The organism is Armatimonadota bacterium, from assembly GCA_022563855.1.
Classification (GTDB): Bacteria; Armatimonadota; Fimbriimonadia; order Fimbriimonadales; family Fimbriimonadaceae; genus JADFMN01.
Map to the genome: position 1 here is coordinate 331676 of JADFMN010000002.1, position 23217 is coordinate 354892.

Below are 23217 nucleotides of genomic sequence, written 5' to 3' on the forward strand. Positions count from 1 at the left end.
CGTCTCGCCGGGAACTGCGCGACAGCAGTGCGGCGAACTCCGCCAGGACCGGAAGGTAGCAACGGTAAGTCGTTACTCTGGGCGACGCACCATTCCCGGCGCCTGTCCTTTTTTGGCGAACGTGAACAGCATCGTGTCTAATCTTGCCCTCTACCGAAAATACAGAAGCCAAACGTTCGCCGACCTCATTGGGCAGGAACACGTTGTCAAGACCCTGCAGAGCGCCATCAGGCAGAACAAGATATCGCACGCGTACCTCTTCACGGGCCCTCGCGGTACGGGCAAGACCTCCACGGCAAGGCTCCTCGCCAAGGCATTGAACTGCGAAAACGGTCCTGCTGCCGAGCCGTGCAACGAGTGCGAGGCGTGTGTGTCGATCACAAACGGCAATTGCCTCGACGTCATCGAAATGGACGCAGCGAGCGAGTCGAAAGTCGAGATGGTGCGAACAAGCGTCGTCGAGGCGAGCGAGTACATGCCGTCGTCGTGCCGCTACAGGGTGTTCATCATCGACGAGGTTCACGACCTCTCCCCCAAGGCGTTCGACGCGCTGCTCAAGACGATCGAGGAGCCGCCCGCCCACGTCGTGTTCATTTTGGCGACCACGGAGTTCAACAAGGTTCCGACTACCGTGCGCTCTCGGTGCCAGCGGTTCGAGTTTCACCGCGGGACCATTCCCGAAGTTGCCGGCCGACTGGAGTACGTCGCCAAAGCCGAAGGTATCGAGTACGAGCCGTCGGCGCTCGTCGCGATCGCTCGCATGTCTGACGGCGGATTTCGCGACGCGTTGACGCTCCTCGAGCAGGCGATCCTGACGAGCGACGAAAAGGTGACGCTGCAGCAGGTATACGACCAGCTCGGCCTGATCGCGGACGAATCGACGGACAAGTTGCTTGCGGCTATGAAGGCGCGAAATGTCAAGGAAATCATAGTAGAACTTGAACAAATCTATCGCCTTGGCCGCGACCCAAGATCGATTCTGGAGTCGCTTCTCATGCGACTGGCCGATCTCACAAGAGCTTTGTACGGCGTGGAGGTTGGGGCGTCGATCGACTCGAGCGCCGAAGCGAGCCTCGCCTCGACGTCGGCAGATCTGGGCGAAGCGGCCATCCTGAAGTACAGGTCGGAGCTGTCCCAGGCGCACCGATTCGCGCGCGATGTCACCCTCCCCAGACTTTGGCTCGAGTCGGAGTTGATCCGTATTAGCTCGCAAGGCCAAGAGCCTGCGGCTCCGGCGAAGCAGCAGCCGGTCGAAGGGCCCGCAGAGAAAGCGAAACCGTCAGAACCCGAGCCAAAAAAGGCGACGAGCGATCAGCCGAAGGTGCCTCCCGCGCCGCCGGTCGAGTCCGCGAACGGCCAGTCTGATGAAATGGTGCTTGTTGCGTCCGCTTGGGCGACAACGGTCGAAGGGCTGATGGGCCAGTACCGGTCGGCGGGCAACAGGCTCTCGAAGAGCAAGATCATCAAGGTGAACGGCAACGTCGCTACCGTCGGATTTGATCGCAAGGTTGATGCTGACTTTTTCGACAGGAAGTTGGACGCGCAGAAGAAGGTGCTGGAGTTCTGGCGCGAGACCCCAGCCGCAAAATACGAACTGAAATTTGTGTCCCGGGCAAAGCCGTCCGGTCGTTCGACCGAGGTTGAGCAGGCGACGGTAGAATTGCCGGTGACCGGCGAACGATTGCGAGAGATGGGACATGAGGTTTTGGGCCAAGCAAAGAAGCCTGACGAGCAGCAGGACTGAATTCGGTGACGACTGGAGGGATCGATGAAACTACCTAAGAACTTTGGCGGAAACAGTTTGCAGCAGATGATGGCGCAGGCGCAGCAGGCGATGGCGCGCGCCAAAAACCTAGAGGTCGAGTTGAAGGAAGAGCGCATTGAAATCGACAAGGGGCCCGTGAAAGCGAGCTTCGACGGTACTGGCGAACTGCTCTCGATCAGCATTGACAAAGAGGTGCTGGACCCCGAAGACGTCGAAGCGCTCGAAGACCTGATAGTCGGCCTCGTGCGCGATGGGAGCACCAAGGCGGCTGACCTTCGGAACGAAAAGATGAAGGCGATCATGCCGGACGTTCCCGAAGGGATGATGCCTTTCTAATTCGTCATGCTGTTCGCCCGCCCGCTAGCAGAACTGATCGCCGAATTTGAAAAGCTGCCGGGCATCGGTCCGAAGTCGGCGCAGAGGCTGGCGTTCCACGTTCTGAGACAGCCAGAGGACGACGTGCGCAGATTCGCCGAAGCGTTGACCGTCGCAAGATCGGAGTTGCGGCTGTGCGCGACGTGCCAGAACGTGAGCGAGTCCGAGCAGTGCGAGATGTGCGGCGATCCGAGCCGCGACCGGTCGACGATCTGCGTCGTCTCAGAGCCCAGGGACATCTCGGCGATCGAGAGGACGAACGAGTATCGCGGCGTGTACCACGTGCTGCACGGAGTGCTCAGCCCAATGGACGACGTAGGCCCAGAACAGCTCAAAATCCGAGAGCTGCTGCAACGGTTGGAGGGCGACGTGAAAGAGGTCATCTTGGCGACCAACCCCACGGTCGAGGGCGACACGACGGCGCTGTACCTTGCGAAGCTCATCAAGCCGATCGGGATTCTGGTGACAAAGCTCGCGCACGGCATGCCGGTCGGCGGCGAGCTGGACTACACCGATAGCGCGACGCTGCTGAGCGCTTTGGAGTACCGGAGGGAGATGTGATGCGTGTGCTGGTGATCGGATCGGGCGGTCGCGAACACGCGCTTTGCTGGAAGCTCGGCCAAGAGGCGGAGGTGCTTTGCGCGCCAGGCAACGCCGGAATCGCCGAGACCTGCGACGTGGAGAAAGTCGCGCCGGAAGACAGCGCGGCGGTTGTCGAGCTTGCCAAGCGCAGCGAGGTCGACCTGGTCGTGATCGGCCCGGAGGGGCCGCTGATCGCCGGGCTGGCCGACGAGCTGCGGTCAGCGGGGATCGCCGCGTTCGGGCCGGGCAGGGATGGGGCTGTGCTCGAGGGCTCCAAGGCGTTCAGCAAGCGCATGATGATCGAGGCAGGAGTGCCGACTGCCGAGTACGGCGACTTCACCGACGTGGATGACGCCATCGCATTTGCAGCAAAGATGTTCGACCGGGGCAAGAGCGTTGCGGTCAAAGCCAGCGGTGCTGCGCTCGGTAAAGGCGTCGCGATCTGCCACACGCTTGAGGAAGCGCGCGCCGCGCTGCAAGCGACGATGGTCGATCGGGTTTTCGGCGCAGCCGGCGAAACCGTCGTCGTCGAGGAGTGCCTGTACGGAAAGGAGTTCAGCCTGCTGACCCTGGTATCCGGCGACAGCTCTTGGTCCTTGCCCGTCGCTCAAGATTACAAGCGGGCGTTCAACGGCGATCGCGGCCCGAACACCGGCGGCATGGGTGCTTACTCGCCGGTGGAATGGCTTTCTAACGGTCTGCTGCACGAGACGGAGGAGCGCGTCGTCGCGCCGATGCTTGCCGCGATGAAGAAGCGCGGAATCGACTTTCGCGGAGTGCTGTACAGCGGCCTGATGGTGTCGGACGGCAAACCGTTCTGCTTGGAGTACAACGTCCGGTTCGGCGACCCGGAGACACAGACGATACTGCGGCGGCTCGGCAGCGGGTTCGCGGAGGCTCTGCGCGCGGTGGCCGCCGGTGAGCCGGTGCCCGAGGTCGAAGTGCTGCCCGAAGCGGCGATCACCGTCGTCATGGCGAGCGAGGGGTATCCGGGCAAGTATCCGAAGGGGAAGAAGCTGCTCGTGCCGAGCGAACTGCCCGGCGAAGTCGTCGTGTTCCATGCCGGTACCTCGTTGCTGATGCACGACGTGGTCACCAGCGGAGGACGAGTGCTAGGCGTCTCGGCGACCGGCGGGGACATTGAATCTGCACGGGCGACGGCGTACCGCGCGGTCGAGGACATTCAGTTCGCCGGAAGGCAGTACCGCACCGATATCGGCGCGTAAAGTTTCTGATACACTGAAGGCATGATCGCCAGCGTCGCGTTCGCGCTTCTGGTCTTGCCACAGGCTGGCCTGTCGCAGCAGCGCGACGTGCCCGACGGCCTGAACGCGATCGTCGCGTATCAGCAGGCGGCCGCGATTCTCAGGCAGGAACCGTTGTGGAGCATCCAACGGAGCATCCAACGGAGCTATGAGATCTACGACTTGGAATCGCGCCGGATGCTTTTGCCAAGGATCGCGCGCGTCCACGGTGCGGTGCGGGTTGGAAACAAGCGACCGTATGCTTTGACAAGGCTTGACCCCAACGTAGACTTGAGCGGTTTTTCAGATTACTCCAATTATAAGGAGGTCGCCATGGCGCTTGTAAGTTATGCGCAGGTGCTGATGGCGGACGGCAATACGAACAAGGCGTTTGAAGTGCTGATGGACGTGGACGTCATGGCCGACAGAATCGGGGTTTCAGCGACCTTGCTCCCTTACTATGTCGGCAATGCGATGCATAGCATATCACGCTGGGGGATAAACAGCAATCTACAGAGGATGTCGCTTCCGGCAGCTGAGTACATTTTGGCCAACGTCACACCTCCGGAATCACACAACGACGACATGAAGAGCGTCATCATCCGCGAATCTCAGTACGGCCGAGCGAAATCGTTGGCGCTTCTTTCGACTATGTACACGTCTCGGGCCGACTTCATCACGGACTTGACAGACGAGTTCGGCAGGCCCCCGACAAGTCAAGAAGTCGATACCGCGTTGCGTGAGTTTGAAGAGATGAAGAGCGCTTTGCAGCGGCCGAATCCTCGGATTCAGGAGCTGGCGGCGGTCATCGACATGCCGGAAAGCGAATGGTGGCAAGCGTCATCGTGGATAGCCGATTCTGCAAACGACGAAAACAGCATTGACGACAATGAGATTAACCTCACATCCCAATTCTATCAAATACTGGTGCGAAACCGGGCTATAACGCGGTTGCTAAGGCTGCACGCGCACATCACGCGTTACTACTGGCTCAACGGGCGGCTGCCAGTCGATCTTGGCCAGCTCGATCAAAACGCTGACGCGACCGATCCCTTGACAGGCGAGTTCTTCAAGTATGAGATACGCGGCGAGAAGTACGACTTGTACAGCCTAGGGACTGGCAGTTCCGGCCCGATCGCGCTCGTGAGAGGCCCTAATTCCGGCTTTCCAATCAGTCCGGACGACCCGTCGGTCAGGGAGGAGAACTAGCGTGAGCGCGTTGATCGTATTTATGGTTCTTGGCCTGTCGCAGCAGCGCGACGTGCCTGACGATCTGAACGCGATGGTCGAGTACCGCCGCGCGGCGGACCTGCTGTCGCAGGAGCCGCTGGCTAGCATTTACGATGCCATCGCACCGGGTTACGAGAGTTTCGACCTGAGTGCGCGCCGAAGACTGACTCCGCGCATCGTTCGCGTTTATGAAGCCGTGCAGTCCGGCAACGCACGACCGTATGCAGTATCGTATGTCGATCCGAGCGACTTAGGTCTTGGAATCGTGGGTTTATCGCAGATTAAGGCGACTGCCAAGGCGCTTGTCAATTACTCCGAGGTCTTGATGGCTGACGGCAAGCCGAACAAGGCGTTCGAAGTGCTGGTCGCCGTGTACATCATGGCAGGTAAGGTCGGGTTCTCAGCAGACATCATCCACAATCTGGTCGGTGTGGCGATTCAGGCTATAGCTGTTGGGCCGATGGACAGAAATCTTCAGCAGCTTACGCTGCCAGCAGCAGAGCATATTCTCGCTAACGTCCCCCTTCCTGAGTCGTCGAACGATGCGTTGAAGGCGCTCATTATTCGCAGCGATGCTAATGACAGAGCCCGTACTCTCAGTTTGATTTCATCGCTGTACGCCAAGCGTTCCGAATTGATCAAGGAGCTGACCGACGAGCTTGGCAGACCTCCGAGCAGCGAGGAGGTGGACGACCGAATTCGCGTCTACGAGAACGTCAAGCTCGCCTTGGAGCTAGCAAGCCAAAGAGCTCTTGACGCGACGGACGTCGTGGACTTGCCAGAAGATGCGTGGTGGCAAGAGGCGTCGCGCTTGACGAAGATCGAGGACGAGGCAGCAGACTACAACGAGTTCAGTTTTGCGCTCCCAAAGGCGTTCATTAGAGTGACGCTGAGAAACCGAACGGTTGCGCGATTGCTGCGTCTCCACGCGCACATCGCGAAGTACTACTGGACGCACGGGCGACTGCCAACGAGCCTGGATCAGCTCGGCCAGGATGATGCGATCCTCGACCCGGTGGCGGGAGGTCGCTTCGAATACGAGCTTCTCGGAGAAAAGTACGATTTATATAGCCGGGGATTCGGCCCATATGGGCCCATCCACCTCGCCGGTATGCCGCCGATCGGCCCAAGCGATCCCGACGACCCGTCGGCAAAGGAGAAAAAATAACATGACCGCGCTCATCATTCTTTTCGCGGCGGTCGTGCCGCAACAAGCCAGCCAGTCGCTCTACTCCAGGATCGTGCAGAACCCGACCGGGCGGAACGGTTACGAAGAGTACGTGATGGCGGCTGATCGAGTGATCGTCGGCGATTTACGAGAGGCCGTTGATGCGATCGACATCGACGACGGTGAATCAACTCGTCTAGCGCGCATCAAGATCGTGTTCGACAAGTCTCACGATATCGCAAGGTTGATCACCACCGGAAACCGGAAGTCCTCGTACTATCCGAACGCGATGAACTTCGAGACGTTACTTCCAGAACTCGGACAGTTCCGTATTGTCAGCCGCGTGCTGGCCGCGCGCGCAGAGTGGCAGTTCTCGCAAGGTCAACCGAACGAAGCGATCGAAACGACGGTCGATCTCATGGCGTTTTCAGAGGGTGTCGCAGGTGCCGGCCCGGTAATCCACTATCTCATCGGCACGGCCGGGAAGAACAACGCCCTGGGCTCGTTGTCCAAGCACCGCGGCAGAATCGCTCTGCCAGGTGCGGCAGACCTTCAGTTGTTCGGGCAGTGGGCACTAGAAAGACCGAGCCCCCTTCTCGCCGCCTTGCGCACCGAGTATGAGGGAATCATTGCTAGCATGGATGGCTTGCTCACAAATCGGGAGTTAACCGGCATAGCGCCGGAACTTAAAAAGCAGCTTCAGGAGATGTCGGCAGTTAGATGGGCGCTCATCAAGGATGAGACCGTTTTTGCATTAACACAGACCTACGATGCACGAATGGCCATGATGGATCAGCCGGAGTCTGAGTGGGAGAGCATAGCGGAGCAAATCGGTACCGTTGCAAAACTGGCAGATCCGGTCGCGCAACTTGTTTTCGAGTCAATCCTGCCAATGAATATGCGCATAGAAAAGTATGAGCTAGTCCGCAGGGCACAGTTTAGGCTGCTGGTTTTGCACGCTGGGATCATTCAGTACAAGTGGACGCACGGGAAGCGGACTTACGGGCAACTCCCTGATTCACTCGCCGACCTGGACGTTCCGATTTCGATCATCGACCCGCTGACGGGAGAGCCGTTCAAGTACGAGTTGGTTGACGACGAATACGATCTTTACAGCGAAGGCACGCCGGGAACAGGAAGGATCGACCTGAACTGGCGCTCCACTTCTTCAAGTAACGAACTGATGCCGCCGAACCTCGCTATGTTAAGCCGTGCTTCTTCTTCCACGACTTCGGCCACTCGCCTTGGTACGCCTTGATCGCCTGCCCGATCGAGACGATCGTGTTGATGAAGCCGAGCAGCAGGAGCAACAGGTAGCTGATCAGCATCTTGATCCCTGCGGAGAGCAGCTCCTTGATCCAGTCGACGTTTTCCAGCCCCTCTTGGTAGACGCCTACAACGTGCACGATCGTGAAGGTCAGAGAAATAGCGATCGCCAGTCCGATGAAAACGTTCAGCCAGAGCGTCTCGACCAGGGACTGCCGCGCGTGCGCCGCGACGTAGACGGCCTTCTTGCGCGTAAAGAGATAAGCGCCGATTGGGAAGAGGATCGGGGCGAAGATCGCACCGACGTGAACCGCCGCTCCGCCGAGGCGCTCGCGCGCGTTCGGCCTGGGCAGCGTCAATCCTGTTTCGGGCGGGGGGCTCACCGTCTCCATCGGTCGCAAGCGCCAGTGTACCAAGGGGTACGATAAGGGTGCCGATGATCGACCGCTACACGACGCCCTCGATGTCCGAAATCTGGAGCCGCAAGGCGAAGTACGCACGCTGGATGGAGGTCGAAATCGCGATCTGCGAGGCGCACGCCGAAGATGGCACGATCCCCGAAGAGGACCTGCGGCAGATCAAGGAGAGCGCGGCGTTCGACCTGAAAAGGTGCGACGAAATCGAGAAGGAGACGCGGCACGACCTCGCTGCGTTCGTTCGCAATCTCGACGAGAGCATCGGCCCCGCCGGTCGGTGGATTCACTTTGGCGTCACGAGCTACGACGTGATCGACACCGCGCTCGGCATGATGCTTCGCGACTCGTGCGACGTGCTCATCAAATCGGGCAAGGATCTCGGCGCAGAGATAAAGCGACTAGAGAAGGAGCATGCCAACACTCCGATGATCGGTCGCACACACGGCATCCACGCCGAGCCGATCACGTTCGGCTTCAAGTGTGCGTCGTGGAGGGAGGAGCTTCAGCGCAACGTGCAAAGGCTCGAAGACGTCCGGGAGCAGGTCGCTTTTGGAAAGGTCAGCGGCGCGGTCGGTATCCACGCGCACGTGTCGCCAGAGATGGAAAAGCGCGTATGCGAATCGCTGGGATTGAAACCGGAGCCGGTCAGCACGCAGATCATCAACCGCGACCGGCACGCGCTGTTCTTGAACACTCTTGCGCTGCTCGGCGCAGGGCTGGAGCGCATCGCGACGGAGCTGAGGAACTTACAGCGAACGGAAATTCTCGAGGTGCAGGAGTCGTTCGCAAGCGGGCAGACCGGCAGCAGCGCAATGCCGCACAAGCGCAACCCGTGGAGCAGCGAGACGGTCGTCGGGCTGTCGCGGCTGCTGCGCTCGAACGCGCACGCGATGCTCGAGGGCGTCGCCACTTGGCACGAGCGCGATCTCACCAACAGCAGCCTCGAGCGGGTCGTGTTGCCGGATTCGTGCCACCTCGCACACTTCATGCTGGTGCGGGTGCAGAGCATCCTGTCCGGGCTGATCGTGAAGCCGGAGAACATGGAGCTGAACATGCGTAAGATGGGCGACCTCATTTACAGCGAGCACCTGATGACTGCGCTCATTCGGAGCGGCCTGGGGCGAAAACAGGCTTACAGAATCGCCCAGCGGAACGCCGAAAAGGCGTGGGACGGCCAGGACTTCAGGGCGAGCGTCGCTACGGATCCTGAGGTTAGCGCGAACCTGGACGAGGAGCAGCTAGAGGCGGTCTTCAGTCTGGAACACCATCTTAGAAACGCGCCACGATAGGCGACCAACCGGCCGGAAAGGTTGTAGAATTAGGTGAGATGAGAATTCGAGGCCTCTCCGTCCTGTTCGCCGTCGGCGCCCTTGGCTTGGGGGCGGTTTGCTCTGCCCAGACCGAGTCTAAGACCGTGACGTACTCGACCGTCGCAAAGACAGCCGACAAAGTGATCGCAGATATCGCGGCTGAAACTGGCGAGCAGCTGGAGGTAACCAAGGACGCTCTGCGCCACGTCCTGGTCTTGCACGTCGTAGACGTGCCGCTCGACGAGCTTCTCGACCGGATCGCGACTGTCACTTCGTCAAGGTGGACGAAGGAGAGCGACGGTCGACGAACTCTGAGGCCGGACCAGCCGCTGCGGCGGCGTCTTGAGCGAGAGGCTCAGCAGGAAAGAGCCGCTGCGATTCAACAATCGATCACGAAAATACAGAAGCAGCTGCAGGAAGCCGGCGAACAGGAGTACGGGGCCGGGACGGACACGATGTTTCGCCGAATCAGCCCGATGTCGACGCCGGGAAGCGTTGCTCTGGCTAAATTGACCGTGCTACTGCGGCCAGCGGATATCGCAGGGATCAAAAACGGTCAACGAATCGTCTACTCGACTTCGCCGAACCGGATGCAGCGATCGCTCGGTGGCAACGCGGTCACCTCGATCCTCGACAATTTGGTGGCTGAGCACAATGCCTGGCATCGCAGCACGGCACAGCAGCGCGAAGAAGAGAGGATTGAGATAGAGAAGAAACTCGTTCTGACGGGGGAGGCAGCAGCGATATTCATGATGACGATCTATGCTCAGGAACCGAAGCTAATCGATTCTTCTGTAGACGAAGCGCTGCTCGTAGTTGAGCGGGGTGCACCAGGGCAACTAGGTTGGAACGGAGGAATCTCAGTCAGCCTGTCGCTGCTCGATGCAACCGGCAACGTGCTGCTGTCAGAAGAGATGGGCTTGGGCTCGTCATCTTTTGACAATGATGAATCGGCGGCGACGTCGGGCGGCGAGTTGGAAGGCGAGGGTGACGAAGAGGTCGACGAATCCGACACCGCGCCTGTGAAGTTCCGTGATATCTCCGTGCAGGTCGCGCGTGTGATTCAGCGATTCTCGTTCGAGGGCGGCCCGCCCGAGATTGCGCCGGACGTACTCAAAATCTTCACGTCTCCAGTGCAGAACGAACCGCTGTCGTTCGCTGAATCCGACGGCCTTCTGGCCGTCGCTAAGGCGAAGGGTTGGAACTTGGTCGCGAACGTGCCGGACGACTTCGACCTCTCACGTCTGGCGCTGGCAGAGGGGGAAACCACCGTCGGCACCGTTTTGGAGGTCATAGGAGGCGACAGCAACGTGGAAGCGATGCTCGATGGCGATTGGTACTCCCTCGTGCCCGCCAACCCGGTTTTGTCGTTGACGGAACGTCTTGACCGTGCAGCGATGCAAACGTATGTTTCGGGAGTGCGGGCAAGAGGCTACACATTGCTGGACGACATGGCGTTCCTTGCCAGCAGAATGTCCGAAGAAGCTTCCAGAACGCACGCGGCGCAAGCAATTCGGCTCAGCGGGCATCCGATGGACTTGACGAGTGTGGGCCGCGAGGGGCTTTGGGAGACGCTGCGATTCTGGGGTTTGCTAAGCTCCGGAGTCAAGCAGAGCCTGCTGCGAGGCGAGTCGCTCAACTTCAATCAGCTCGGCACAGCGGCGCGCGATCAAGTCTCAAAGATGGTGTACGGCAGCGGCGCTAACTTAATACCGCGCGCACAGTTGGCAGAGGAGCGGGGCATGACGATGTGGGATCGGCTCGCTACACGCAGAATGTCGGGGCAGAGCATAGCAAGCTATCTTAACGAGCCGACGGAGGTCATGCCGGAGGGCCTTCCTGCTATGGGCTCGATCAGCATCAACGTGACATCGGGCGGACTCGCAGTGATGGCAAAGCGCGGTTCCAGCAACATGGGTTTCTTCCAAGCCGTGGGCGCAGAAGAGATTGCAACGACTCAGTTCCTGCAGGATCTAGCAGACAAAGCTGGCAGGGATATGGGGATTTCAAATCTGGGAACGTTCAAGATCGGTACGCGGAACAAATTGCAGATCATGTTTCATCTGTCACAAGAGGCGGTGATGGCTCGCTCGCTGAACGATGACTCGATCGAGCCTGGCGCGAGAGTCGTGCGGCTGACCGATTTGCCGGTTGATTTCGCCGCGGAAGTCAATGCGATCAAGGCTGTGCTGGCCAAGTCACCGTTCGTGACAATGCTGATGATGGGGTTCGGTAGCGCTCAAGGGGCAAAACCGCCGGAGTACGATGGCCATTAGGAGAAGCTTGGCAACAGTAGCGTGATGCCGAACGAGCGTAACCCGTGGAGCAGCTAGAGGAAGTTTTTAGCCTGGAACACCATCTTAGAAACGCGCCAAGATAGGCAACCAACCGGCCGGAAAGGTTGTAGAATTACGTGAGATGAGAATTCGAGGCCTCTCCGTCATGTTCGCCGTCGCCGCGCTTGGCATCGGCACGGTTTGCTCTGCCCAGACCGAGTCTAAGACCGTAACGTACTCGACCGTCGCGAAGACCGCCGACAAGGTGATCGCAGATATCGCGGCTCAAACTGGCGAGCAGCTTGAGGTCACGAAGGACGCCCTGAGCCACGTCCTGGTCTTGCACGTTGTAGATGTGCCGCTCGAAGAGCTTCTCGACCGGATCGCGACAGTCACTTCGTCCAGGTGGACGAAGGAGAGCGACGGTCGACGAACTCTGAGGCCGGACCAGCCGCTAAGGCGGCGACTGGCGCGAGAGGCTCAGCGGGAAAGAGCTGCTGCGATTCAACAATCGATCACGAAAATACAAGAGCAACTTCAGGAAGCCGGCGAACGGGAATACGGGACGGGAGCGAACATGATGTTTGGCCCATATGGCCCGATGTCGACGCCCGGCAGCATGGCTGTGGCGCGATTGACCGGCCTGTTGCGAGCGGCAGACGTCGCCGCTCTCGATGAGGGTCAACGGATCGTTTACTCGACCTCGCCGAACCGGATGCAGCGATCGCTCACCGGCAATGTGGTCAACTCAGTTCTCAACACGTTGGTGGAAGAGCACAATACTTGGTTTCGGAGCACTGCCGAGAAACGGGAGCAGGAACGGCTGGCGATGCTGGATCAGTTCTCCGAAATGGGTATCGACTCGGCGTTCTTTGAGATGATGACGGCCGGTCAAGTGCCGAAGTTAATCGATGCTTCTGTAGCCGAAGCGCTGCTCGTAGTTGAGCAAGGATCTTCGGGGATGTTCGGTATGTTCTCGGGAACCTCGGTCAGCCTGTCGCTGCTCGATGCAAACGGAAACGTGCTGCTGTCAGAAGAGATGAGCTTGGGCTCGCAATATTTCGACTTTGAGGAATTAGCGGCGATGACGGGCGACGAGGTCGAGGCCGAGGAAGACGAGGGTGAGGAAGAAGTCGACGAAACCGACACCGCGCTAGTAACGTTCCGTGACATGACAGTGAAGGTCGCGCGCGCGACTCAGCGATTCTCGTTCGAAGAGGACTTGCCCGAGATCGCGCCGGACGTGCTCCAAGTGATCATGTCGCCGGTTCAGTACGAACCGCTGGCGTTCGCCGAATCCGACGGCCTTCTAGCCGTCGCCAAGGCGAAGGGCTGGAACTTGGTGGCGAACGTCCCGGACGATCTTGATATCTCTCGCTTGGCGCTGTCCGAAGGAACGACCACCGTCCGCACCGTCTTGGCGATCATAGAAGGCGTTCGCGATGTGGACACGATGCTCGACGGCGACTGGTACTCCCTCATGCCCGCGCGACCGGTGGAGTCGTTGAACGAACGGGTAGACCGTGCCGCCGTTCAAACCTATGTCTCCAGGGTGAAGGCAAGAGGTTACGCCTCGCTGGACGACATGGCGTTCCTAGCCAGCCAGATGTCCGAAGAAGCCTCCAAGACGCACGCTGCGCAAGCGATTTATCTCAGCGGGCATCCGACCGAACAGAACATGATGGCTGGCGAGGGGCTTTGGGAGACCCTTCGGCTTTGGGGCATGTTGAGCGCCGGAGTCAAGCAGAGCCTAATGCGTGGCGGCTCGATCAACTTCAGCCAGCTCGGCACAGCGGCGCGCAATCAAGTCTCAAAGATGGCGTACGGCACGGATGCCAATTTGATGCCGCTCCAACAGCTTGCGAAAGAACGAACCATGACGCCGTTCGACCGGTTGTTTGCTCGGCAAATGGCGGGGCGTGGGGGTGCGACGTACCTCAGCGAGCCGACGGAGGTGATGCCGGCTGGCCTGCCTGGTGCCGGCTCGATCACGATCAACGTGACAACGGGTGGACTTGCGGTCAGCGAAAATCCCGCGATCGGGGAGATGGCGTTCTTCCAAAGCGTCGGCGCAGAGGAGATCGCCTTCATCCAGTTCATGATGGATGCGGCCGATGAGGCCGGTGAGGACATCGGAATCCCAGAACTCGGAAGTTTCAAAATCGGAGTGCGGAACAAGCTTGAGATCGTGTTTCACCTGTCGCAAGAAGCGGTGATGACCCGCACGCTCAACGATGACTCGCTCGAACCTGGCGCGAGCGTAGTGCGGTTGACCAATCTTCCGCCTGAATTCGCCGCGGAAGTCAGCGCTTTCAAGGCCTTGATCGCCAAGTCGCCGTTCGCAAGTATGATGATGATGGGGTTCGGCGGCGATCAAAGAATCGAACCGCCGGAGTAGAATGGCATTAGGAGAAGTATGGTGGTAGTAGCATTGTTGGCGTCGATTGCAGTCGGTCAAGCGCAACTCGGTCCTGGACAGCAGGTTCCAGACGTGACCCTCTTGAACATGAAGGGAGAGTCAGTGTCGCTCTCCCAGTTCCACGGCAAGAAGCTCGTCCTGTTCAACTGGGCGTCTTGGTGAGGCTGCCGCGCACAACTGCCCGGGTGGCAGACCTTCAACGAACTGCACGACAGCGACGAGTACGTTTTTGTCGCGGTGGCGATGGACGTCGGCGGCATCGCTGACGTCAAGGATTTATACGCGGGTGCGGGAGCAAAGTACATAACTCTCGTAGACCCTCAGAACGCGATGGGCGACGCATGGGGTTTCAAGGTAGTTCCGAACGGATGGCTCATCGACGAGTCTGGAACGATCATCAAGAAGTGGCTCGGCGGGTTCGACGTCAACAGGTCGAACATCATCAAGGACGTCGATGATTTCCTCGACCGTCCACCCGTCAAGGCTGGCGAACGGAGCAAGCCGGTCGATGACAAGACGCGAATAGCCAACTTGAAAAAGCAGCTCAAAGCCAACGCCAGCAACGGACAGGCGAACCTTGAGCTTGGCAAGATCTTGCTGCGGCAAGACCGCGCGAAGGAAGCCATGCCGTATCTCGGAAAAGCCGTCAAGCTGCTGCCGAAGAACGCAAGCGCGATGTTTGCGCTGGGTTCCTGCACGCTTGCTCAGGGCGAAAAGAAAGCGGCCCTTGCGATCATCAAGAACGCTCTGAAGCTCGATCCTACCAACTACTTGATCCGCAAGCAGATTTGGCACCTCGAGTACCCGGAGAAGTTCCACCCGACGATCGATTGGGGCTGGCAGCGCGAACAGATGGCCCGCGAGCGGGCAGCAGAGCGCGGCGGCGGCTAGCGAGCCACGATCACCGTAACCAGCGGCCTCGTCTGATAGTAGAATGTCAGGCGAGGCCGTCCTCTTTTATCAGCAGGCTTGAGTATGTGTGCAAGATTCGCGTTCTTCAGCGGCAAGATTATCAAAGACGAATTCGGAATTACGGCTGTGCCTGATCTTGCGCTGCAGTACAACATAGCGCCGACAGACGTCGTGCCGATCGTGCTTCGAAGCGATGGTGCGCGCACGCTCAGGTTTCAACAGTGGGGGCTCGTGCCGAGCTGGGCGAAGGATCCCGCGATGGGCAACAAAATGATCAACGCCAGGGCTGAGACGCTGAGCGAAAAGCCTACGTTTCGGGCGGCGTTCAAGGCCCGGCGATGCCTTGTTCCTTGCAACGGGTTCTTCGAGTGGACGGGGAAGAAGGGCAGCAAACAGCCGCACTACGTTCACATGCGTTCGGGCGACCCGTTTGCGCTCGCCGGTCTGTGGGAGTACTGGGAGGGGGTCAACGGCGCACTGGAGACGTTTACCATCATCACGACGACGGCGAACGAGTTGGTAAGCAAGTTGCACAACAGGATGCCAGTGATCATCGAGCGACGGCACTACGACGAGTGGCTCGGCTCATTTACCAAGAATACGGATCGACTGCAACGGTTGCTCGCCCCGTTTTCGTCAGAACAAATGAGATCGTATCCTGTCTCTTCGGCCATGAACAGTCTGCGGCTGAGTGGGCCGGAGTGCATCGCCAGGGTCTCCGTGCAGGAAACTTTGACCGGGCTAGCTGACTGAGTCGATCGTCGCGGGCAACCGCGCAGCGCCGAGGGCGGCGAGCGCGTCTTGCATCTCTGCCAACTCGCTGACCCGGACTTTGCGCCCGACCTTCAGCGCGATCCTGGCCAGGCGCTCCATGTTGCCGCCTTTGTTCACGCACACGAAGTCCAGCGACTGCGACAGCGTTGCGACCAGCCGGTCGCGCAGCCGGTTCGCGTTTCGGTGGTAGCTCTGCTCCGGGCCGATGCTCGTGACGGCCAGATCGGTAGTGGGATCGAACTCGTACCTCCAGAGTCGTGCGGCGGGGAACGGCTCTTCCTTCAGATCCTCGCCGAACGCCTCGAAGAACCCTTTGTCTAGCGCTAGCACACGAGGCGCGCCCCAACGCAGCGGCACCACTGCCGCGCGCTGATACTCGGGCGTGTCGTGGCCGGTGACGAGCACCTTTGCGTCCAAGACGCCCTGCTCCGTGAGTTTTTCGATCAAGCTGAGCGCCTGCTCAGACGAGCCTCGAGACGACAGAACGCAGAACGTGTTGGCGTCCAGAAGCCTGACGTTGCCGTACAGGAAGAGCACGCCGGGCGGATCGCTGTCCATCGCCTCGATTCGCCTGGGGTAATGGGCGTCCGCAGCCGTGACGATCGTCACTGAGTGGCCGTCCAGCTTCGCGAGCAACTGGTCGGCGGCGGCGATTCTTTCGCTGGCCTTGCTGGCCCACTCGGCCGCAGCCCTCGCGCCGAGCCGATACTCTTCGCGCAGCGCTTCCTCTCCCAGCCTGAGAAACTCGTCCTGGCCGCGCCCAAGAAGGTCGTTGCGCGTCATGATTCGCGTGATCGACTTGCCGCCGATCCCGGGAGTCAGGGCGAGAGCAAGAACAAGCGTTCGGCGCGATACCTCCATGTTATTCCTCTGCCGCCAGCCGCGCGGCCTCGCACAGCACGTCGGTTACCGATTCGCCGGAACTCTCCATCGCGCTCGTTACGTCTGTGTGCTGCAACTGCGTTGCGCTAAGTCCCGCCGCAAGGTTGGTGACGACGGACAGGCATCCGTACGCAATTCCTGCCTCGCCGAGCGCGATAGCTTCGGTCGCCGCAGTCATGCCGACAACGTCCGCGCCAAGCTTCGCGTACCGCTTGATCTCCTCCGGCGTTTCGTAGCGCGGACCGTTGGCGCACGCGTAGACAGCGCTCTCCTTTGCTTCGACCTTTAAGTTCTGGCAAGCGCTCAAGAGCAGTCGGCTCGCCGGAAACGGATCGGTGAAGTCGGTGTGAACGACTTCGCTGTCGAAAAGGGTCTGCGTCCGCCCGGAGAAGTCGAGGAAGTCGGTGCAGACGGCGAGCGTTCCGACCGGCCACTCTTCGTGCAACGATCCGACTGCGGCGCTCGAGAGGCAGGTCGTAATGCCCAGCTTCTGGGCGCCGGCGGCCAGAGCGCGATAGTTGACGTCGTGTGGCGGTACTTTGTGTCCTGTGCTGTGCCGTTGGATTACCGCGACGCTGGCTCCAGATAGCTCGACGAGTCGGCAACGCATTACGCCGAACTTGGTCGGTACGTGCAGAGGCGTGCCGTCCAACGCGGCCAGTCGGGTGCCGATGCCTGTCCCGCCGATCAATCCGACGTCTATGCGCAACACGAGACGAATCATACCGTGCGGCATAATGGGCCATGGCGCGCAGCATCACGTTCCACGGGGCTGCTCAGACCGTCACAGGCTCGCGGCACCTGCTGACCTTGGGGAAGAAGAAGATCCTGATCGACTGCGGCCTCTTTCAAGGGCGGAGGGAGATCAGAGCGCGGAATTGGGAGCCGTTCCCCGTAGATGTGACGAGCCTGGACGCTATCGTGCTGACCCACGCCCACACAGACCACGCGGGGTTCTTGCCGCGCGTCGTCCGGCAAGGGTATAGCGGGCCGGTCTATGCGACCCCCGGCACTATTTCGATCGCGAAGGTCAGCCTGCCCGACGGAGGCCGCATCCAGGAAGAGGACGCTCGGTACCACAACAGGCACAGAACTTCGCGGCACGAACCTGCTGAACCGCTGTTCACAGAAGCGGACGCTATGCGGGCGCTGAAACTGCTGAAGCCGGTTCGGTACCACGTGCCGCAGAAGCTGCCTGGCGGAGCTTCCGTGCGGCTGCTGCCTGCCGGCCACATCCTTGGCGCGGCGATCGCGGAGATCACGCTGCCAGACGGCAAGCTGCTCGTGATGTCCGGCGACGTCGGGCGGTACGACAGGCCGATCATCAAGGATCCTTCGCCGGTCTACACCGCCGACTACCTCGTGATGGAGAGCACTTACGGCAACCGGCTGCACAGTGACCGAGAGGCGAAACCGGTGTTGGAAAGGCTGTTTATAGAAGCTGTTCAGAACAAGTCGGTCGTGCTCGTTCCGAGCTTCGCGATCGGCCGGACGCAAGAGCTGCTATGGGACATTCATGAGCTGACGGAAGAAGGACGCATTCCGAAGATTCCGATTTACGTCGATAGTCCGATGGCGACGGCGGCGACCCTGCTCTACGCGACTCACAAGGAGGATCACGACAAGGAGATGAAGGTCCGGCTCGCGAAGGGCGAAACGCCGCTCAAGCCAGACCTGGTTCGTTTCGTTCGCGACAGAGCTATGTCGAAGTCGCTGAACAAAGAGAAGGGGCCGATGGTGATCATCGCCGGCAGCGGCATGCTGAGCGGAGGCAGGATCGTCCATCATCTCCGTATCCGCCTGCCAGACCCTTCAACAGTGTTGCTGTTCACTGGATACCAGGCCGAGGGGACGAGGGGGCGCGACCTGATCGAAGGTGCGAAACAGATCAGGCTGTTCGGCCACAATGTCGAAGTCAACGCGCGCATCGAGCGTTTGGACTCGCTGTCGGCCCACGCGGATTACAGCGAGCTGCTGCGGTGGCTGGAGTCGATTCAAGAACCGCCAAGAACGACGTACTTGGTCCACGGCGAGCTGCGTGTTCAAAAGGAGCTGAAAAGAAGGATAGAGGAGAAGTTCGGCTGGCCGGTCGAAATACCGGGGCACGGTCAGAGTTTCGAGCTGGATTGACCTGGAATCGTGCCCAGTCGTGGTACGCCGGTGGGAACTCTCCGTCGCCGGGCTTCATTTGTATAGAGTGGTGCACAGTGTCTATCGGGTTTGGATGTGCTGATGCAGTTCCTAGGCAACAGCACTGATTTTGAACGCGCGGTTCGAGGTGAGTTGGCCGTGCTGTACCGGGTTGCCCGCCGCATGGGCGTGACCCAAGAACAGGCTGAGGATATCGTGCAGACGACTTTGATCAAGGCGTATCAGGCGTGGCATCGATTCGATGGTCGCCACCTTAGGAGCTGGCTGATCCGAATCTTGCGCAACGAGCGTCTGATGACTTTGCGATCCGAGCGTCACGAACCGTCCCTCGACGAGCCGAACGCGTACGAGGTGCCGGACGACACGGTCTGGAACGAGCTGAGTTGGAAAATGGAGGCCGATCGAGTCTTGGACGAGTTGAAGCAGATGCCTGATATCTACCAGCTTGTAGTGCAACTTTGCGACGTCGAGCAACTGACCTACCAGGAAGCATCCGAGGCCTTGGACGTGCCGATAGGCACCGTTCGCTCGAGGTTGTTCCGCGCTCGCGCGATGCTGCGGAACCGTTTGCAGCCGGTGGAAGGCCAGCTAGAAGGAGTGTATCCATGAGAATCGACTGGCAGATGTACGATGACGGGCTGTTGAGCCCCGAAGAGATGAAGGAAGCAGAATCGATGTTGAAGAAGGATGATGGTGCTCGCCGGGAGCTTGAAGGGCTTCGCTCGTTTAGACGGATGATCCGGCAGGCCGGCATGCGCGAGCCGGTGCCGTTCAGTCGATTGCGGCGTATTCTGCGCGAGATCGTAGGGCGCAGCGCGTCATGGTCTGGCCGACAGATAGCGGTGTTCGGATCAGTTGCCGCGGCGGTGCTGGTACTGGCATTATTCGCGTGGCAGAACGGCCCGCTCGGAGGCAGGAGCGACGGTGACGTGAGGCGCTTTGCGAGCGTCGAACTGGCCGTCCAGTGGGCTACTCCGGTCAGCGGCCTCGATCTTCCGACGTTCGAGCTGGGCGAGGTAGCAGACTTCGAGGGCGTGCACTGCGGCAAAGAGTGGGCGTGTTTCGACTACATCGTGGACGGCGAAACCGTCCATGTGTACGTTAGAGTCAAGTCGGACAAGGGAGTGTGCACGATCTTTGACAGGAATAACGTGCTGTACTACGTTAGCGACGAAATTGAGTTCGATCACGAGGATTTGACGATCCAGGTATCAGGCGGAGACGAGGCCGTTCGGTGGCAGGTTGCCCAAGCAGCGACCAACTGTCTTCCGATCTATCGCTGATCCCGATTCTCTGTTCGCCTAGGGGGAATTGTCCTGGCTGGCCGCCAGCTTCCGACCGCATGGAATCGACAGAACCCGTCCTATTGCCGGTGTATGACGGCCACTAATGCGGAATGGCCAACTTGATAAGGCGGTGAGAATCCAATTTGATGTGGGCTGATCACCAGCCGAACCAGTCGTGGCCCGACCGAGCAGTTCGAATCTAGGTACCAGGAAAAATGAATAGGCGTAGACCGGAACGCGCGAATCTCATGAGGCGGCGTACAACGGGAGCACTCCTTATTGACGTGATGCTGGGTATTTTCATGCTCGTCCTTGCGACAGTGGCCCTCATGTCTCTGTACCCCGTAATCAAGCGGGGCGAAATGATGAGCTCGGACGAAACGAAAGCCGTTCAGATGACGACCAGGCTGATCGAACACATCCAGATGCTGGGTGCTGACGACGTCAATGGCCAAGTGCTCGAGAGCCTCAACCTGATCGACGCGGGACAGACCCTCCAGCCGTACTCATTCACGCACATACCTCTCGACGAGGCCTCGATGTACAGTCCGGCGCAGGTGCTCGACGACGCCAACGGCAACCTAACGATCACGACGCTTGCAGACGGGTCGAAGAGGGTCGACATCAAGCTCGACTACAGGTCGAAGTCAGGTGAGCTGCAGACGGTCCAGACAGGAACGGTCATAGGAGCGTTCAGAGGATGAGAAAAGGTTTTACACTAGTCGAATTGTTGGTCGGAATGACGATCATGGGTCTCTTGATCGTCGGTGCGATGGCCGTCTACACTTCGACGATGAGGAGTTTCTACCAGACGCGGACAGACATCGACCTGACGACGGAGAACGCGCTTGGAATGCAGCGCGTGGCGACCTCCCTTAAGGGCGCCTACAGCATGGAGATTCTTGATGGTGGAAACACGGTCAGGTATTTCATGCCTCTCCTGTCCAACGTCCCCGATCCCGTCACCGGCGAGCTCGAGATTGTCGACCCGTTGACGTCGGACGGAATCGAGCGCTGGTTCGTTATCGAGAACGGTCAGCTGATCAGCAGGGGTGGGGGCAATGCCGATAGAGAGCTCGTCGAGAACATCGTCTTGATCGATCCGGAGCCGGACTCGAGCCAGTACAACCAGATTTACGCCCCGTTCCAACTGACGACCATCGGATCGCGAAGGGCGCTGACGATCAACTTTATCACGCAGGACCAGGTGCTCGGCAAGCAGCGCTACGTCCGCATGAAGACGACCGTGATCATAAGGAACAGCATATGAGAAATTTCTGCAAGCGCGGCGTCACATCCATCGCGATACTTCTGATTATGCTCGTGGCGACGACCCTGTTGCTCAGCTTGGCGGGTATGTCGATGGGGACGGTCACGCGGTCGTCCAACGAAAGAGACTCCGGCCTCACCTTCAACATTGCACAAGCCGCGCTGGAGTACCAGTTGAGTCAAAGCTATGAATTTGCAAAGAATAACGTCGTCGGCGACTTCACTCTTGATACGTTCGATCTGTCGGCCCTGGCCGACTCGCTGACTCCCGGAGCGGTGGCATTTGTCACCGTCGAGCCGACCGGGGTTCCCGGCCGAGCGTGGTTCACGAGCCACGCGACCTACAACGGCAAGAACTCGAGCGTACGAGTACTCGTTGCGATGAAGGATGTCTCTATGTGGAACAACGCGATCTTCGCGGGCACTGGGATGAGCGGCAAGGTGATCAACGGCAACGTCGAGATACGAGGCTCCGTGCACATCCTCGGCGAGGGCGAGTACTTCTCCGACCTCAACGGCAACGGCGTTCGCGACGACGCCGAGCTGTACAGCGACGACAACGGCAACGGCGTCTGGGACTTTGGCGAGCCTTGGGTCGACAGCAACGGCGACGGCGTCTGGAACTCCGCCGAGCCGTACAACGACTCGAACTGGAACGGTTTTTATGACAAGCCGATCACCTCGACGGAGTTTTCAGGCGAGTTCGGAGGCGGAGCGCACATAGGGAACAACTACTTTGAGATTCCGCCCGAAATAGAGGCGATGTTGCCGCCTTTGCCAGTCATCAATGGACGTGAGACCCTACAGGCCGTGTTCCGTGGCAGGCACGGGCTCGTCGGTCTGTCAGGTTCTGCTACGATCGGCGACCCATTGGACCCCGACGGCGGTTCGAGCAAGGGATATATGGATGGCGTGTTCGTCACCGACGGTTTCTCGGGCGATTTGGGGAAGCTCTCAGTGTTCAGCGACAACGGCGCCAGTGAGCCGTACGACCTTGATCACTTGGAGTTCAAATTCCCGTTCATTACAGGGCTCGGGGCAGAAGAATACATTGACGAAGACGGGATCGCCTGGGCAACGCACGGGCTGTACCTGGATAATAACTCCCTGACCGTGCCTGTGAACCTTTTCGACGAATTTACGGCCCCGTTCGACTACTCCGACAGCGATGGCAACCGATTCAGGTACACCCTCGGAGGACCCCCCGACCCGATTACCGGATTTCCGACCCCACCGCCGACGATCCTCATCGATGGGATCATCAAGATCGAAGGCAGCTTCGATTTCGGCAAGAAACTCGGTGAGCTCCGGTACGAAGGCAACGGCACGCTCTACGCGACCGAGGACATCAACGTCCACATCAGCTTGCTGCCCCTGCCTGGCCTGATCTTTCCGACCGACACGTCGTTCGGAATGATCGCCGTGCACGACATCAACCTCGCAACGGGAGGCGGTGATTCGCAGCTCGCGATGGTCGGCGCGTTCTTCGCGCAAGGCACGATTAGGAGCGCGAAGCAGAACGACATCGCCGGAACGTTCGTATCCAACTACTTCGACATGGGCTCGAACGTCCCCAACATCTACCAGGTTCCCCAACTGGCGAAGAACATGCCGCCCGCCATGCCTGGCGACGAGCCGTTCATATCGATGAAGATACTCAACTGGCGCGATCGCATGGTGCCCAACGTTCCGGTTACTGGCAACTAGCCTCTTGCGCTCCGTCGCCCTCGCTCAAGGGGAGACGGAGCCGAGGTCAGCCCCCCCCGCCTGTCCGTCCAGCTGACTGCTACGGCAACCTGCCCAACATGATGCTCGTGCCAGGCCGCGAGCGATCCCGAAAATCCCGCATAAAAGCCGTGGTCAACCCCGGTGCGACTACCTAAGCGAAACGT

At 59.6% G+C, this 23217-nt stretch carries 22 protein-coding genes and 1 other RNA gene; 20 read left to right on the top strand and 3 right to left on the bottom strand.

Annotation, left to right across the window (positions count from 1 at the left end):
• Positions 1-5: 5 nt before the first annotated feature.
• The 8 genes from ffs to IH944_04000 all read left to right on the top strand — a co-directional run bounded on the left by ffs (position 6) and on the right by IH944_04000 (position 7622).
• Positions 6-104: signal recognition particle sRNA small type (gene ffs, locus IH944_03965), an RNA gene on the top strand.
• A gap of 17 nt (positions 105-121) precedes the next feature.
• The gene (gene dnaX, locus IH944_03970) at positions 122-1744 is read left to right on the top strand and encodes a DNA polymerase III subunit gamma/tau (protein ID MCH7903706.1); all 1623 of its coding nucleotides are present in this window, start codon (positions 122-124) and stop codon (positions 1742-1744) included.
• A 24-nt stretch (positions 1745-1768) separates the two neighbouring features.
• A complete protein-coding gene (locus tag IH944_03975; protein ID MCH7903707.1) occupies positions 1769-2101 on the top strand; it encodes a YbaB/EbfC family nucleoid-associated protein in 333 nt (110 codons plus the stop codon).
• 6 nt (positions 2102-2107) lie between these two features.
• A complete protein-coding gene (gene recR, locus IH944_03980) occupies positions 2108-2701 on the top strand; it encodes a recombination protein RecR (GenBank protein MCH7903708.1) in 594 nt (197 codons plus the stop codon).
• Positions 2701-3948, top strand: a complete 1248-nt coding sequence (purD, locus tag IH944_03985; protein MCH7903709.1) for a phosphoribosylamine--glycine ligase — start codon at positions 2701-2703, stop codon at positions 3946-3948. Before recR ends, purD begins: the two co-directional genes overlap by 1 nt.
• A gap of 21 nt (positions 3949-3969) precedes the next feature.
• Entirely contained in the window at positions 3970-5175 is a 1206-nt protein-coding gene (locus IH944_03990) for a hypothetical protein (GenBank protein ID MCH7903710.1), read from the top strand.
• Position 5176: 1 nt separating this feature from the next.
• Positions 5177-6364, top strand: coding sequence for a hypothetical protein (locus tag IH944_03995; GenBank protein ID MCH7903711.1), 1188 nt, complete (start codon positions 5177-5179; stop codon positions 6362-6364).
• 1 nt (position 6365) lies between these two features.
• Complete coding sequence (locus IH944_04000; GenBank protein MCH7903712.1) at positions 6366-7622, top strand: hypothetical protein; 1257 nt, start codon at positions 6366-6368, stop codon at positions 7620-7622.
• Here IH944_04000 and IH944_04005 read toward each other — a convergent pair.
• Positions 7564-8022, bottom strand: coding sequence for a DUF4870 domain-containing protein (locus IH944_04005; protein MCH7903713.1), 459 nt, complete (start codon positions 8020-8022; stop codon positions 7564-7566). The two genes, IH944_04000 and IH944_04005, sit on opposite strands and share 59 nt — an antisense overlap.
• Before the next feature lie 44 nt (positions 8023-8066).
• On the opposite strand from IH944_04005, the gene IH944_04010 reads away from it, so the two are divergent.
• The 6 genes from IH944_04010 to IH944_04035 all read left to right on the top strand — a co-directional run bounded on the left by IH944_04010 (position 8067) and on the right by IH944_04035 (position 15716).
• Positions 8067-9335, top strand: coding sequence for an adenylosuccinate lyase (locus IH944_04010; protein ID MCH7903714.1), 1269 nt, complete (start codon positions 8067-8069; stop codon positions 9333-9335).
• Positions 9336-9373: 38 nt separating this feature from the next.
• Positions 9374-11632: a hypothetical protein gene (locus IH944_04015; GenBank protein MCH7903715.1), complete on the top strand. Its 2259-nt coding sequence runs from the start codon at positions 9374-9376 to the stop codon at positions 11630-11632.
• Positions 11633-11774: 142 nt separating this feature from the next.
• Positions 11775-14030, top strand: coding sequence for a hypothetical protein (locus IH944_04020; protein ID MCH7903716.1), 2256 nt, complete (start codon positions 11775-11777; stop codon positions 14028-14030).
• An 18-nt stretch (positions 14031-14048) separates the two neighbouring features.
• Entirely contained in the window at positions 14049-14213 is a 165-nt protein-coding gene (locus IH944_04025; protein ID MCH7903717.1) for a redoxin family protein, read from the top strand.
• 75 nt (positions 14214-14288) lie between these two features.
• Positions 14289-14942: a tetratricopeptide repeat protein gene (locus IH944_04030; GenBank protein MCH7903718.1), complete on the top strand. Its 654-nt coding sequence runs from the start codon at positions 14289-14291 to the stop codon at positions 14940-14942.
• Between the two features lie 84 nt (positions 14943-15026).
• Positions 15027-15716, top strand: coding sequence for an SOS response-associated peptidase (locus tag IH944_04035; GenBank protein ID MCH7903719.1), 690 nt, complete (start codon positions 15027-15029; stop codon positions 15714-15716).
• On the opposite strand, the gene IH944_04040 is transcribed toward IH944_04035, so the two are convergent.
• Together IH944_04040 and IH944_04045 are read right to left on the bottom strand one after the other, a co-directional pair.
• Positions 15705-16598: a hypothetical protein gene (locus tag IH944_04040; GenBank protein MCH7903720.1), complete on the bottom strand. Its 894-nt coding sequence runs from the start codon at positions 16596-16598 to the stop codon at positions 15705-15707. The two genes, IH944_04035 and IH944_04040, sit on opposite strands and share 12 nt — an antisense overlap.
• Before the next feature lies 1 nt (position 16599).
• Positions 16600-17343, bottom strand: a complete 744-nt coding sequence (locus IH944_04045) for an MTAP family purine nucleoside phosphorylase (GenBank protein MCH7903721.1) — start codon at positions 17341-17343, stop codon at positions 16600-16602.
• 20 nt (positions 17344-17363) lie between these two features.
• Between IH944_04045 and IH944_04050 the strand changes: the two genes are divergently transcribed.
• The 6 genes from IH944_04050 to IH944_04075 all read left to right on the top strand — a co-directional run bounded on the left by IH944_04050 (position 17364) and on the right by IH944_04075 (position 23032).
• A complete protein-coding gene (locus IH944_04050; protein MCH7903722.1) occupies positions 17364-18749 on the top strand; it encodes an MBL fold metallo-hydrolase in 1386 nt (461 codons plus the stop codon).
• A 102-nt stretch (positions 18750-18851) separates the two neighbouring features.
• Complete coding sequence (locus tag IH944_04055) at positions 18852-19379, top strand: sigma-70 family RNA polymerase sigma factor (protein ID MCH7903723.1); 528 nt, start codon at positions 18852-18854, stop codon at positions 19377-19379.
• Entirely contained in the window at positions 19376-20053 is a 678-nt protein-coding gene (locus IH944_04060) for a hypothetical protein (GenBank protein ID MCH7903724.1), read from the top strand. The genes IH944_04055 and IH944_04060 overlap by 4 nt, the downstream gene beginning before the upstream one ends.
• A gap of 290 nt (positions 20054-20343) precedes the next feature.
• Positions 20344-20760 (top strand): hypothetical protein, encoded by a 417-nt coding sequence (locus IH944_04065; GenBank protein ID MCH7903725.1) that lies wholly within the window; start codon positions 20344-20346, stop codon positions 20758-20760.
• A complete protein-coding gene (locus tag IH944_04070) occupies positions 20757-21326 on the top strand; it encodes a prepilin-type N-terminal cleavage/methylation domain-containing protein (GenBank protein ID MCH7903726.1) in 570 nt (189 codons plus the stop codon). The genes IH944_04065 and IH944_04070 overlap by 4 nt, the downstream gene beginning before the upstream one ends.
• On the top strand, positions 21323-23032 hold the full coding sequence (locus tag IH944_04075) for a hypothetical protein (protein ID MCH7903727.1): 1710 nt from the start codon (positions 21323-21325) through the stop codon (positions 23030-23032). The genes IH944_04070 and IH944_04075 overlap by 4 nt, the downstream gene beginning before the upstream one ends.
• Positions 23033-23217 lie beyond the last annotated feature (185 nt).

Bases quoted from the DNA above. Each gene is read 5' to 3' on its own strand.
- IH944_04025 (MCH7903717.1), top strand. From the start codon at position 14,049: ATGGTGGTAGTAGCATTGTTGGCGTCGATTGCAGTCGGTCAAGCGCAA.
- IH944_04060 (MCH7903724.1), top strand. From the start codon at position 19,376: ATGAGAATCGACTGGCAGATGTACGATGACGGGCTGTTGAGCCCCGAA.
- IH944_04035 (MCH7903719.1), top strand. From the start codon at position 15,027: ATGTGTGCAAGATTCGCGTTCTTCAGCGGCAAGATTATCAAAGACGAA.
- IH944_04070 (MCH7903726.1), top strand. From the start codon at position 20,757: ATGAGAAAAGGTTTTACACTAGTCGAATTGTTGGTCGGAATGACGATC.
- IH944_04050 (MCH7903722.1), top strand. From the start codon at position 17,364: ATGGCGCGCAGCATCACGTTCCACGGGGCTGCTCAGACCGTCACAGGC.
- IH944_04020 (MCH7903716.1), top strand. From the start codon at position 11,775: ATGAGAATTCGAGGCCTCTCCGTCATGTTCGCCGTCGCCGCGCTTGGC.
- IH944_04005 (MCH7903713.1), bottom strand. From the start codon at position 8,022: ATGGAGACGGTGAGCCCCCCGCCCGAAACAGGATTGACGCTGCCCAGG.
- IH944_04040 (MCH7903720.1), bottom strand. From the start codon at position 16,598: ATGGAGGTATCGCGCCGAACGCTTGTTCTTGCTCTCGCCCTGACTCCC.
- IH944_04055 (MCH7903723.1), top strand. From the start codon at position 18,852: ATGCAGTTCCTAGGCAACAGCACTGATTTTGAACGCGCGGTTCGAGGT.
- IH944_03975 (MCH7903707.1), top strand. From the start codon at position 1,769: ATGAAACTACCTAAGAACTTTGGCGGAAACAGTTTGCAGCAGATGATG.
- IH944_04045 (MCH7903721.1), bottom strand. From the start codon at position 17,343: ATGATTCGTCTCGTGTTGCGCATAGACGTCGGATTGATCGGCGGGACA.
- IH944_04065 (MCH7903725.1), top strand. From the start codon at position 20,344: ATGCTGGGTATTTTCATGCTCGTCCTTGCGACAGTGGCCCTCATGTCT.
- recR (MCH7903708.1), top strand. From the start codon at position 2,108: ATGCTGTTCGCCCGCCCGCTAGCAGAACTGATCGCCGAATTTGAAAAG.
- purD (MCH7903709.1), top strand. From the start codon at position 2,701: ATGCGTGTGCTGGTGATCGGATCGGGCGGTCGCGAACACGCGCTTTGC.
- IH944_04010 (MCH7903714.1), top strand. From the start codon at position 8,067: ATGATCGACCGCTACACGACGCCCTCGATGTCCGAAATCTGGAGCCGC.
- IH944_04015 (MCH7903715.1), top strand. From the start codon at position 9,374: ATGAGAATTCGAGGCCTCTCCGTCCTGTTCGCCGTCGGCGCCCTTGGC.
- IH944_03990 (MCH7903710.1), top strand. From the start codon at position 3,970: ATGATCGCCAGCGTCGCGTTCGCGCTTCTGGTCTTGCCACAGGCTGGC.
- IH944_04075 (MCH7903727.1), top strand. From the start codon at position 21,323: ATGAGAAATTTCTGCAAGCGCGGCGTCACATCCATCGCGATACTTCTG.
- IH944_04000 (MCH7903712.1), top strand. From the start codon at position 6,366: ATGACCGCGCTCATCATTCTTTTCGCGGCGGTCGTGCCGCAACAAGCC.